This window comes from Ensifer sp. R-19 (genome assembly GCF_049905105.1).
Lineage (GTDB): Bacteria > Pseudomonadota > Alphaproteobacteria > Rhizobiales > Rhizobiaceae > Ensifer.
In genome coordinates, this window is record NZ_CP184569.1 from 3402697 (window position 1) to 3414937 (window position 12241).

Sequence of the window (12241 nt, forward strand, 5' to 3'; positions counted from 1 at the left end):
CTAGCACTTTGATTCTAGAGCATCTTTCCGCCTCCAGTGATTCCACTTGAGAGCGGGATGCTCTAGTTCCAGGCGAAGCCGACCTTCTTCAGATGCTTGTCGCCGAAATCTTCCATGCCTTCGGCGATGTCCGTGCCACCGGCGCCCTGGAAGAACTGGTAGGCGTGCTCACTATCCTCGAGGCACCAGACGACGAGGCCGCGGCAGCCGAGCGAACGCAGCAGGCTCTTGGCTTCGCCGAAGAGAATGCGCCCGAGACCGATGCCCTGATATTCCGGCCGGAGATAGATCTCGTAGATCTCGCCTTCCTGCGGCAGGGCCTTGGCGCGGCTGAGGCCGAGCGTGGCGTAGCCGGCAATGGTTCCGGCCACGTCGACGACGAGCAGCGTAGCAGGCCCGCGTGTCGCCTTGCGCCACCAGACCTCGTCGCGGCGGTTGACCATCTGAACCAGGGGACGGTGGGGGATGAGACCGCCATAGGCTTGCAGCCACGAAACGCGGTGCACATCGGCAATTGCCGACGCTTCCTGCGGCTCTCCGGGCCGAATCTCTATCGAAACAGTCTTCATGACTCGCGACTCTAAACGCACACAAGGCGAACAGGAATCCCGCCCGGTTGCCGGCCAGCGTTAACCCACAGGCAACTTTAACGGCACCCTATGGAAGGTTAACGCCTTTTTAACTTTATCCGCAAGTCGCCCATCCGTGGCACACACAGCAAAAAACCCCGGATCGCTCCGGGGTTTTTTCAGGCTCGGTAATGTCAGAAGCTTAAGCCGCGCCGGCGGTGCGGGCCTTCTCGAAGCGCTTGCGATCGTTCGGGTCGAGATGCAGCTTGCGCAGACGGATCGACTTCGGCGTGACTTCGACGAGTTCGTCGTCCTGGATCCAGGAGAGCGCGCGCTCCAGCGTCATGCGGATCGGCGGCGTCAGGCGAACAGCTTCGTCCTTGCCGGCAGCGCGCATGTTGGTGAGCTTCTTGCCCTTGAGAACGTTCACTTCCAGATCGTTGTCGCGGGTGTGGATGCCGATGATCATGCCGGCATAGACCTTCTCGCCGGCCTCGATGATCATCGGGCCGCGGTCTTCCAGGTTGAACATCGCATAGGCAACCGATTCACCGGCATCGTTCGACAGGAGAACGCCGTTGACGCGACCACCGATCTCGCCCTTGTAAGGCTGGTAGGCGTGGAACAGGCGGTTCATGATCGCCGTGCCGCGCGTGTCGGTCAGTAGTTCCGACTGGTAACCGATGAGGCCGCGGGTCGGAGCGAAGAACACCAGACGGACGCGGTTGCCGCCGGACGGACGCAGTTCGACCATCTCGGCCTTGCGCTCCGACATCTTCTGAACGACGACGCCGGAGTGCTCCTCGTCAACGTCGATGACGACTTCCTCGATCGGCTCGAGCAGCTGGCCATTGTCGTCCTTGTGCATGACGACGCGCGGACGCGACACGGCAAGCTCGAAGCCTTCGCGGCGCATGGTTTCGATCAGAACCGCGAGCTGCAATTCGCCGCGACCGGAGACGAAGAACGAATCCTTTTCCGAAGATTCCTCGATCTTCAGCGCAACGTTGCCTTCGGCTTCCTTGAACAGACGGTCGCGGATGACGCGGCTCGTGACCTTGTCGCCTTCGGTGCCGGCAAGCGGGCTGTCGTTGACGATGAACGACATGGTAACGGTCGGCGGGTCGATCGGCTGTGCCGTCAGCGCTTCCGTGACCGACGGATCGCAGAAGGTGTCGGCGACGGTGCCCTTGGTCAGGCCGGCGATCGCGACGATGTCGCCCGCCTGTGCTTCTTCGATCGGCTGACGCTCGATGCCGCGGAAGGCGAGGATCTTGGAGATACGGCCGGTTTCAAGCAGCTTGCCATCCTGGCCGAGAACCTTGACGGCCTGGTTCGGCTTGACGGAGCCGGAATAAACGCGGCCGGTGATGATGCGGCCAAGGAAGGGGTTGGCTTCGAGAATCGTGCCGATCATGCGGAACGGGCCTTCGGCAACCGTCGGCTCCGGTACGTGCTGCAGCACGAGGTCGAGAAGCGGCGCCATGCCCTGGTCCTTCGGACCTTCCGGGTTGACGTTCATCCAGCCATCGCGGCCCGAACCGTAGAGGATCGGGAAGTCGAGCTGCTCGTCGGAGGCGTCGAGGTTGGCAAAGAGGTCGAAGACTTCGTTGATGACTTCTTCGTGGCGACCGTCCGGACGGTCGATCTTGTTGATCGCGACGATCGGCTTCAGGCCGACCTTCAGCGCCTTGCCGACGACGAACTTCGTCTGCGGCATCGGACCTTCGGAAGCGTCGACGAGAACGATGGCACCGTCCACCATCGACAGGATGCGCTCGACTTCACCGCCGAAGTCGGCGTGGCCGGGGGTGTCGACGATGTTGATGCGCACGCCCTTCCACTCGACCGAGGTCGCCTTGGCGAGAATGGTGATGCCGCGCTCTTTTTCGATGTCGTTGGAGTCCATGACGCGTTCGGCAACGCGCTGGTTTTCGCGGAACGAGCCCGACTGCTTCAGGAGCTCGTCAACAAGGGTCGTTTTCCCATGGTCAACGTGCGCGATAATCGCGATGTTACGAATGCTCATTTTTCGTCTCGGAGGTTCAGGGCAAGCCCCGATGGGCCACGCCGCTTTTTCAATGGTCGCGCTCATACAGGTTTTTTTGCGATTGCGAAAGGGGGCGCGCGCATCAGTGCCGCGGTCAAATGCCGGTAGGCCATGGGTTTGCAACCGCCAGGGGTCTCGCGTGAGGGGTTTGGAAAGCTGTTGGCCGCGACCAGATTCGTCATGCAATCGCGGCCGGATCGAGCGTCACGCGCCACAGTTCCTGGTCCTGCCGGTCCATCAGCCGCACGGTCATCTGCTGCGTCTGACCGTTGATATCGACGATGCCGAAGAACTGTAAGCCGGCCGATGGCGGCAGGTTACTGTCGATGCCGCCGCCCGACGCCTTGATGAAGCGGACCTCCGGCCCGAAGGTCATGTCGAGTTCCTTCGGCCCATAGGTGCCGGAATGAAGCGGCCCCGACACGAACTCCCAGAAAGGCGTGAATTCCTTGAACGCGGCACGCGTGGGATCGTAGTGATGCGCGGCGGTATAATGTACGTCCGCCGTCAGCCAGACGAGGTTGTCGATGCCGTTGTCGCGGATGAAGCGCAGGAGATCGGCAAACTCCGGCTCGCGCCCCGAAGGTAGGCCGTTGTCGCCATTGGCGATGGCGTCGGAGCCGCGCTTATTCGTGTAGTCGTCCCAGACCACGAGCCCGATCGGCATGTCGCAGGCAATCACCTTCCAGACCGCGCGCGAAGCGGCAAGCTCGCGCTTCAGCCAATCCGCCTGCCGCCAGCCGAACAGCGCGCCGCCGCCGTCTTCGCCCTGGTTGGCGCCGCGATAGGAGCGCAGGTCGACGAAGAACACATCTAGCAGCGGCCCATAGCCGACCTTGCGGAAGATGCGGCCGGGCTGCGTCGCGACGTTGCGTATCGGCGTCATCTCGTGGAACGCGCGGGCTGCCCGTTCCGCGTAGACGGCGACGTCCTTTTCCGGATAGCGGGCATCGTCGCGAAGGTCGGTCGAAGCCGACCAGTTGTTCAAGACCTCATGATCGTCCCATTGATAAAAGGTGGGACAGACGGCATTCAGCTGCCGCACATGATCGTCGAGCAGATTGTATTTCCATTGCCCGCGATATTCCTCGAGCGTTCGCGCCACGTCACGCTTTTCATGGGTCACCACCCGGTTCTTCCAGACGCCGCCGTCGCGCAGCTGGATCTCGTCAGGAATAGGATTGTCGGCATAGATCGTATCGCCGGAATGGATGAAAAAATCCGGCTCATGCAGCCGCATGGTCGAATAGGTCTTCATGCCGACATCATCGATTCCCCAGCCCTGGCCGGCGGTATCGCCGGACCAGACGAAGCGGACCGAGCGCTTGCGCAAGGGTGCTGTGCGAAACCGGCCGGTGACCGGTTCGGAGACCCGGTTGACATCATAAAGATCGGTGGCGGTGAACCGGTAGAAGATGTCCTGGTCCGGCAGCAATCCGTCGAGCGAACACTTGATCGCACAATCCGTCTGCGGCGTCGCTGTGAGATCGGCAAGGCGAACCGGATTGGAGAAGCTCTCGGTGGTCGAATACTCGACCGACACCTTCGACGGTCGATCCACCCGCGTCCAGATCATGCCGGAGGACGTATCGACATCGCCCGATTGCACGCCATGTATGAACTCCGGCCGGCCGTAGCCTCTCGCATAGAAGGGTGTCGCAAGACCGGACGAAGCCACGAAGCCCGCGGCACCAGCGGAAAGCAGAAAAGAACGCCGGGAAAGCGTCTTGAGGATATCGGCCAAACAGACCTCCGATTCGGCAGCGCGACCGCGCGTACCGGACCTTTGGTCATACCGATGTCAGCGGCGTAACAACGGCATGAAACTATTTGAACGGTTTGGCGACAGTTCAGTGAAGGTAGGGGCACTTCGCTCTGCATCGGAGCAATGGCTTTCGCTGCCAATGCTGCTATCAAAGTAGATAGCTCGGCAGCTTTCGCGAATCCGGGCAATGATCCCGCCTCATGCCGCCGCGCGGCGACACCGAAATCGACAGGTCATCATCGTGTCTCACTTTGCCAACACGCCCGCCCGCGATCGACTGGAACAGATCCTGAGCCGGCTCAACGATCGCCGGCACGAAGAAAAAGCCTTCGTGCGCCTCTATGCGGAACGTGCCCGCGCGGAAGCTGATGCCGCCGACCGCCGGCGGCAAGGCGGCGCGAGCCTTGGTGCGCTCGACGGCAAGATCGTTTCGATCAAGGATCTCTTCGACGTGGCGGGCGAGCAAACGCTTGCCGGTTCCATCATCCGTCGCGATGCGGCACCGGCCCAAAGAGACGCGCTCGTCGTCCAGCGGCTGCGCGCCGCGGGTGCCGTAATCATCGGCAAGACCCACATGACCGAGTTCGCCTTCACCGCGGTCGGCCTCAACCCGCACTATCCGGTGCCCGGAAACGCCACCGACCAGCGGCTCATCCCCGGCGGCTCGTCTTCCGGTGCCGGGGTTTCGGCGGCCGAAGGCACCTGCGACATCGCCATCGGTTCCGACACCGGCGGCTCGATACGAATCCCCGCAGCGCTCAACGGCATCGTCGGCTTCAAACCGACGGCCAGCCGCGTTCCGCTCGATGGTTCCTTTCCGCTGTCGCCGAGCCTCGATTCGCTCGGGCCGCTCGCCCGAACCGTTGCCGATTGCGCGATAACAGACGCCGTGATGGCCGGTGAGCAACCGATACCGCCTGTCGCCCGCCCGATTGCAGGACTTCGCATCGGTATTCCCCGGGGAAGGCTGCTCGAAGAGCTCTCGCCCGAAATCGCCAATGCCTTTGCCGCAAGCCTCGACCGGCTGGCCAAGGCGGGCGCCGAGATCGTCGACTGTACACTCGATGACTTGATTGAGCGGCTTGCCGAAGCAACGCGAATCGGCTCGATCGCCGGCCTGGAAGCAAGCCGCATCCATGCCGGCTGGCTAAATGACGATGGTGCTCCCGTCGATGACAGGGTCAAGCTCCCGCTTCGCCGCCGCCTCACCGTACCGGATGCAGCCATCTCGGCCCTGTTGGAAACTCGGCGCGCACTCGCCGCCGCCATGGACGAGCGGCTTTCGCCCTTCGATCTCATCGCACTGCCGACGACACCGATCGCCGCCGTGCCGATCGCCAGCGTCGAAACGGACGTGGCGGAATACAACCGCGTCGAGGGACTGCTCCTACGCAATTGCCAGGTTGCCAACCAGTTCGATCTCAACGCCATCACCCTGCCGATGCCGGGTCTCGTGCGGCCGGCCGGACTGATGCTGGTTGGGCGAAACGGAACCGATGCGACCGTACTGGCCTCAGCCCTTTCGGCCGAGGCGCTGCTTCAGGAAAATTGAGCGTCGCCCGATGGTCATCGAATGAAACACCGGCCTGTAAACAGGCCGGTTCAGCAGTCGCTGTCGATAAGGACATCGAGCGGGCACGAATCCCGTCGAAATCGGACCCCGCAACGCCCTGTTCTCTACGGCCGATCGCTCGCGCCTTGATGCGCCAAGCATGCCGAGTGAAGTGCGCGCCGATTTTGCGACAGCGATATGCGATGAAGCAGAATTGATCGCGGCGTGCTTTAGCGTGAGCGCTTCAAGGCCCGAAGGATCAGCCAGACGGGTACGCCGATGATCAGCAGCGCCATGACCATATGCCAGATAGAAAATGTCATGCTCATACGCCTCCCCTAGCGCTGGCGATAAGCGGCCGCGAACTCTCCCGAAATCCGACGCGTCGCCGATTGGAACCCGGCCAGAATAGGATATCCATGATTCGATTCGCAACCGATGGTGGATTACGTTCCAAGAATACTTCGTGGAGGAGACACGCTCCGCTCAATGCATCGTTTCGCCGGAGATCTCGTCGCGGAGGATGCGGAACGCATCTTCAAGCGCGGCGACCAGGACATCGGTCAGTTCGTCGCCGTCATTGTTCGCGAGATAGAGGGCAACCATCGAATCGGATGGGTCGCGGTAATGCTCGATATCGTTTGACATATCATTGTCCTTCATTCGCCGTGTCACATCCCGGCCATTGAGGTGACGATAGGCAAAGGGACTTGCGTAAAGCTGGACGCATGATGTGCGAGGAAGGGCACTCTGCACGCAGCTGCGCGTTATACTCATGTGCTCCCTAACGGGATCGACCTCCAAAGGATAGAGGATAGCGACCTATTTCGCTCGCGCCCGGCGCGCGAGCGCGCTAGAGCATGTCGCGGACGAACGACGCGGGAACGAGCATGTCGAAAAAAATCAAGCGCGACGAAACCGTTGACGTGCAGCGCCTGAAGCTCGATTTCCCTGATATTCATGCGGACCTGCTGGCCGGCCGCATCCCATCGCTGCGCAAGGCGCTTGTTGCGGCAGGGCTCAAGGACGAGCGCACCCGCCTCGACAAACTCAAGAATTCCTGGACCAAGGCAAGCCCCGCCGAGCGTGAGACTTTCCTGAAGTGGCTGAGCAGCAATGGCGCCGTGGAAATGGCCTCCGCACAAGCAGAAAACGATCCGCCGCTCGTGGCGCACCAAGCCGCGGCGATTGCCAGCGGTCGCTATCTCCTTCCTGAAACGATCGCCGAAATCCGCACCATCATGAACCGCCGCCGGATGCGCGCGAACGACATCATGGCCGAGATGGGTTTTGCAGGCGACGACATGTCCCTCACCCGCGCTTTGTCCAAGGGCGCAAGCCTGCGACTGTCCGTCATCGCCGCGCTGGAAACCTGGCTCCGCAACAACGCAGCGGATTGAGTCCGCCGGGCGATTTCGCACCTCCGGCGTCACCCTCCTCCGCCGGTCCCGACCCGCTTTTCGAGCGCAACGGTCGTGGCCGCGTTCAATGTAAGAAAATTACAACCTAAAACTGAGCCGATCCTTGAAAGCACAAAAGCGGTGCTTTATGTAATTACTCATGGCTCAGAGCAACCACACGTCGATCTTGTGCTACGACCTCGCGCCTGACGAGGAGGCCAGACACGCGCTGGAGGAAACCTTCGTCGCCTACGCCAATATGCTCGCAATGCTCGATGAACTGGCCGGTGAAAAGGCGGGGGCCAACCTCGTAACCCTGCACGAGCTTGCCTACGAAACGGTCCGCGAGCGTACGGGGCTTCCGGCACGGATGGTCACGCTCGGACTGCGCGACTTCGCGGCGAACCGGGGACAGGCGGCCAACGCCGAAAGGCTGCCGCTGGACGACAAGCTTTTTGCAATCAAGGGACCGTCGGATCTGACCGTCGCCACCGTGCGCGGTCGCGTCGCCATCCCCTACGATGTCGCCGGCTATTCGCCCGGCACCTTGAATATCTTCGCCGCCCAGCTCGTTGCACAAGACGGCGGCTATCAGATCCACATCGGCGTCACCACGCATTCCGACCGAACGGAGAAGAAAATGATGACGAATGAAGGCATCCTATCGCGCATGGGCCGCTTGATCGCCGGTCTCGCCAATGCCGCCGTCGACAAGGCGGAAGGCAGCAACAAGATCGTGATCGTCGAACAGGCGCTCCGCGAAATCGACGCCGCCGCCGAAGAAGCCCGGGTCGATATCGGACAGGCGCGTGCCGAGGAATACCGCATCCTCAGCCGCCGCGACGAAATCGGCGCTGATCTCACGAAACTGGACGAAAAGATCCGGACCGCGATCTCCGCCGCCCGAGAGGACCTCGCCAAGGCCGGCGTCGCACGCCAGATCGATCTGGAATCGCAGCTTGCCGCTCTGGACAAGGCGCTGGCCGGCGCCCGCACCGATCTCGAAGAGGGCCAGCAGGCGCTCCAGGCGGTCCTCGCCACCCGCCGCGAAGCCGAAGCGCGGCTCGCCGATCTCAAGCGCAGCATCGCCCAGTTCCCCGAGAGCAAGGCATCCAGCCTGGCCAAGCCGAGCCCGGTGGAAGGCGCGGCCCGCGCCGCCGCCGCCGTCTCCCGCGCTACGGGCGTGCCGGGTGGAGAACAAGGAAGCAGCGCCGAGCTGGACGAACTCGACCGCCTGCATCGCGACCGGGCGATCGAGGCGAGGCTGGCCGCGCTCAAGGCAAGGCAGCACTGACGCCCATGCTGTTTTTCCTCGCCCCGGAATCCCTGCCATTCGCGGTTGCGGCGGTGATGCTGGCCGCCTTCACCGGCATCGAGATCCTCTGCCTGCTGCTCGGCTTTTCGCTGGGCGAGGCGATCGACAAGGCCTGGCTGGACGACCACAACGCGCTGGGCGGACTGATGTCCTGGTTCAATGTCGGCGGCGTGCCGCTGCTTGTTCTGCTGATGCTTTTCCTCGGCCTCTTCGCCATGTCCGGGTTTGTCATTCAGGCGGTGGCAGGAGCCCTGTGGGCGCCGCTGCCGGCGCTTGCCGCGGCCCTGCCGGCGCTCGCCTTCTCGCTACCCGCAGTTCGCGCGTCGAGCCGGTGGGTGGCGAAGATCGTCCCGCGTGACGAAAGCTATGTCGTCGACCTCGGCGATTTCGTCGGCCGCAGCGGCGAAGTCACTGTCGGTCCGCTGGACCAGGGCCTGCCGGGACGCATCCGCCTCAAGGATCGCCACGGCAACTGGCACGTACTGCGCGCGCGGGCCGCCCGCAACGAGCAGCCGATCGCCATCGGCGCGCAGGTGCTGATCGTTGATCGCGCATCAGACATTTTTATTGCGATATCCGCGCCGTCGGACCTGCTGACGCCGCCAAACCCTTAATCCTTCCTCATCGGAGCAACCATGTTTTACGAACTCTTGGTGCCGGCCGGCATCGGCATCGTCCTGATCCTCGGCATCGGCTTTGTTCTTGCATCGCTCTATACCCGCTCGAGCCGCGATGAAGCCTATGTGCGCACCGGCCTCGGCGGCCAGAAGGTGGTCCTCGACGGAGGCTCCATCGTGCTGCCGATCTTCCACTCGATCGCCCGCGTCAACTTGAAAACGCTCCGCCTCGAGGTCCGCCGCGGCGAAGGCGACGCGCTGATCACCAAGGATCGTATGCGCGTCGATATCGGCGCGGAATTCTATGTCCGCGTCAAACCCGATGCCTCCTCGATCGCGCTTGCGGCCCAGACGCTCGGCGACCGCACCAATGACGCGGAGCAACTGCGCGTGCTGATCGAGGCGAAGTTCGTCGACGGCCTGCGCTCGGTTGCCGCCACCATGAGCCTCGACGCGCTGCAGGAGCAGCGCATGGATTTCGTCAAGGCGGTGCAGGAGGCGGTCGGCGCCGACCTGCAGTCGAACGGTCTCGAGCTCGAATCCGTTTCGCTGACCCGCCTCGACCAGACGGATATCAAGCATTTCAACGCCAACAACTTCTTCGACGCCCATGGCCTGGCGGCGCTGACCCGCATCACCGAGGGCCGCAAGAAGGAGCGCAACGAGATCGTCCGCGACACCGAAGTCGCCATCGCCCAGAAGGACCTGGAAGCCCGCCAGCAGTCGCTGGCGATCGAGCGCACCAAGCGCGAGGCGGAACTGAACCAGGAGCGCGACATCGCCAACAAGTCGGCCGCCACCCGGGCCGAAACCGCGCAGCAGGAGCAGGCCGCCAAGCGCGCGGAAGAAGAAGCCCGCATTGCCACCGAACAGGCGATTGCCGAGCGCGAGGCGACCGCCAAGCAGGTTCGTGAAAGCGCCAACATCGACGCGACCCGGTCTGTCCAGCAGCGCGACACGGAAGCCAAGCGCGATCTGCAGATCGTCTCTCAGGAAAGCGCCATCGCCGTCGCCAACAAGAGCCGCGAGGAATCGGAAGCCAAGGCCAAGGCCGAAAACGCCCGTGCCCTAGCGATTGCCGCAGAAGAAAAGGTCGAAACCGCAAAGGCCGTGGAAATCGCCGAACGCGAACGCCAGATCGCCGTCATCGACGCCCGCAAGAACGCCGAAACCGAAGCAACGGCCGTGACCGTTGGCGCCGAAGCCGAAAAGCAGGCGGCCCTCGACCAGGCCGATGCGATCAAGACGCTCGCCACCGCCGAAGCCGAAGCGGCCATCATCAAGGCCAAGGGCGTGCTCGAAACCGGCAAGGCCGCGGCCGAAAGCGAGGCCCTGCTCAACGAAGCCCGCAACAAGCTGAGCTCCGCCATCATCGAGTTCGAGATCCTACGCGAGCGCATCCGCATCATTCCCGAAGCGCTGGCTGAAGCGGTCAAGCCGATCGAGAAGATCTCCGACATCCGCATCTTCGACACCGGCGGCATGCTCGGCCGCGGTGCAGGCGGCGAAGGCGCCAAGAACGGCATCGGCCTCGGCGACGGCCTTGCGGGCCAGCTACTCGCCTATCAGGCCAACAAACCGGTCCTCGACCAGCTGCTGAAGGAGGCCGGCTTCAACGGCGAAAACGCCATTTCCTCGCTGCTCGGCGACCTACAGGCCCCGGCACCTGCGGAGAAAGCACCGAAGAAGTAAGGCAAGACTGACAAGATCCCTGACCCCTTGTGGGGCCGGGGATCCGACTGTGAGCAGTCACCGACGCTGCCGCTCCGACCGGGAAATCCGGCCTACGAGCTGGAGAACGTCCGCCCGCCTCGCTCCCTTTTTGGCGACAGGCCATGGGTCGGTCAAAATGCGGGCGCACCGTGGCGCGTGTTGCTTGCCCCGAGCGCCGCCGTTTCCGCAAGTTGCCGTGAACTGGGCAAATACACCCACAAGTGCTAATATTTTCGCGCCGAGGGTTCCAGACGAACCGGTCTCGCAGACGATAATCAGATAAACGCGAATTGTTTGCAGCCAATTGCCGCGCCGTCGGGCGACCGCTCCATGAGTGCTGTCGATGTCCGACGACATCAACGTGGAGGAAAAGCCAATGGCCTGGAGGAGATCTCAGGCGGGTTCGACAAGGTAAGCAGCACGGCCGGGCAACTGTCTGCCGAGCAAAAGGCAGCCCTTTCGGCACTGGTCGGGCCGATGATGCCGACGCTCAACGGGCTGTTCGACAAGGTGTTGGCCATCCCCGGCGTTTCAGACATCCTAAAGCCGACGATCGACGCATTGAAGGCCAAGCTCGCCGGCCTGTCGGCCTGACAGAGCGGCTAGAGAGAGAGAGAGAGAGAGAGAGAGAGAGAGAGAGAGAGAGAGAGAGAGAGACCGCCGGCCTTTTGCGCGCTGCGCGGACTGGCGGCAATTGTCATCGACAAAATCGAACGAAGGAGGATCAGCCATGGCTGACAAATCGACATTCACCTCGGAAGAATGGACGCTGCTCTTGGAGAGCGTGATGATGGCCGGCATTGCCGTGACGGCGGCAGAGCCGAGCGGCCTCTGGGGTATGCTGAAGGAGGGCATCGCCAATAGCAGCGCGCTTCTGCAGGCAAAATCGGATGCCGCAAATCCCCTTGTCAAAGCGCTTGTCGCCGACTTCGAAACCTCGGAAGGACGGACCGCCGCCCGCGACGGCCTGCAGGCAAAACTCAAAGGTGCCAAGCCCCAAGAAATGAAGACTCGTTGCATTGAAACGCTGCGGCAGGCCCGAACCACCGTCGAGACCAAGGCGCCCGGCGACGCCGGGGCATTCGCCGCATGGCTGTACCAGATCAGCCAACGGGTGGCAGAGGCCGCCAAGGAAGGTGGCTTCATGGGCTTTGGCGGCGTTGCGGTGAGCGACGCGGAGAAAGCTACCTTGTCGGAAATATCGGCAGCTCTGAAAGTCGCCTGACGCAGGCCCTGCCGGAGCAGGTCACGTCGTGCAAC

At 62.7% G+C, this 12241-nt stretch carries 11 protein-coding genes; 7 read left to right on the plus strand and 4 right to left on the minus strand.

Going from position 1 to position 12241, the window contains the following annotated elements:
* Nucleotides 1-62: 62 nt before the first annotated feature.
* The 3 genes from ACN9MO_RS16475 to ACN9MO_RS16485 all read right to left on the minus strand — a co-directional run bounded on the left by ACN9MO_RS16475 (nucleotide 63) and on the right by ACN9MO_RS16485 (nucleotide 4363).
* Complete coding sequence (locus ACN9MO_RS16475; protein WP_057254977.1) at nucleotides 63-569, minus strand: GNAT family N-acetyltransferase; 507 nt, start codon at nucleotides 567-569, stop codon at nucleotides 63-65.
* Between the two features lie 202 nt (nucleotides 570-771).
* Nucleotides 772-2598 carry a translational GTPase TypA gene (gene typA, locus ACN9MO_RS16480; protein WP_058325711.1) on the minus strand — a complete coding sequence of 609 codons (1827 nt, stop codon included), beginning with the start codon at nucleotides 2596-2598 and terminating at the stop codon, nucleotides 772-774.
* A gap of 199 nt (nucleotides 2599-2797) precedes the next feature.
* The gene (locus ACN9MO_RS16485) at nucleotides 2798-4363 is read right to left on the minus strand and encodes an alkaline phosphatase D family protein (protein ID WP_112995683.1); all 1566 of its coding nucleotides are present in this window, start codon (nucleotides 4361-4363) and stop codon (nucleotides 2798-2800) included.
* A gap of 262 nt (nucleotides 4364-4625) precedes the next feature.
* On the opposite strand from ACN9MO_RS16485, the gene ACN9MO_RS16490 reads away from it, so the two are divergent.
* Nucleotides 4626-5936, plus strand: coding sequence for an amidase (locus ACN9MO_RS16490; RefSeq protein WP_058325751.1), 1311 nt, complete (start codon nucleotides 4626-4628; stop codon nucleotides 5934-5936).
* A gap of 486 nt (nucleotides 5937-6422) precedes the next feature.
* Here the strand turns inward: ACN9MO_RS16490 and ACN9MO_RS16495 are convergent, their stop codons facing one another.
* Nucleotides 6423-6584, minus strand: a complete 162-nt coding sequence (locus ACN9MO_RS16495) for a hypothetical protein (protein ID WP_192495158.1) — start codon at nucleotides 6582-6584, stop codon at nucleotides 6423-6425.
* Between the two features lie 242 nt (nucleotides 6585-6826).
* Here ACN9MO_RS16495 and ACN9MO_RS16500 point away from each other — a divergent pair, with 242 nt between their 5' ends.
* The 6 genes from ACN9MO_RS16500 (at nucleotide 6827) to ACN9MO_RS16525 (ending at nucleotide 12206) form a co-directional block, all read left to right on the plus strand.
* Entirely contained in the window at nucleotides 6827-7336 is a 510-nt protein-coding gene (locus tag ACN9MO_RS16500; RefSeq protein ID WP_113132357.1) for a hypothetical protein, read from the plus strand.
* 160 nt (nucleotides 7337-7496) lie between these two features.
* Nucleotides 7497-8630 (plus strand): PspA/IM30 family protein, encoded by a 1134-nt coding sequence (locus tag ACN9MO_RS16505; RefSeq protein ID WP_112995681.1) that lies wholly within the window; start codon nucleotides 7497-7499, stop codon nucleotides 8628-8630.
* A gap of 5 nt (nucleotides 8631-8635) precedes the next feature.
* Entirely contained in the window at nucleotides 8636-9265 is a 630-nt protein-coding gene (locus ACN9MO_RS16510) for an OB-fold-containig protein (RefSeq protein ID WP_112995680.1), read from the plus strand.
* A 21-nt stretch (nucleotides 9266-9286) separates the two neighbouring features.
* Nucleotides 9287-10960: a flotillin family protein gene (locus tag ACN9MO_RS16515; RefSeq protein WP_113132356.1), complete on the plus strand. Its 1674-nt coding sequence runs from the start codon at nucleotides 9287-9289 to the stop codon at nucleotides 10958-10960.
* Between the two features lie 351 nt (nucleotides 10961-11311).
* Nucleotides 11312-11575, plus strand: a complete 264-nt coding sequence (locus tag ACN9MO_RS16520; protein ID WP_058325717.1) for a hypothetical protein — start codon at nucleotides 11312-11314, stop codon at nucleotides 11573-11575.
* Nucleotides 11576-11768: 193 nt separating this feature from the next.
* Nucleotides 11769-12206: a hypothetical protein gene (locus tag ACN9MO_RS16525; RefSeq protein ID WP_309239058.1), complete on the plus strand. Its 438-nt coding sequence runs from the start codon at nucleotides 11769-11771 to the stop codon at nucleotides 12204-12206.
* The last annotated feature ends 35 nt before the right edge of the window (nucleotides 12207-12241 follow it).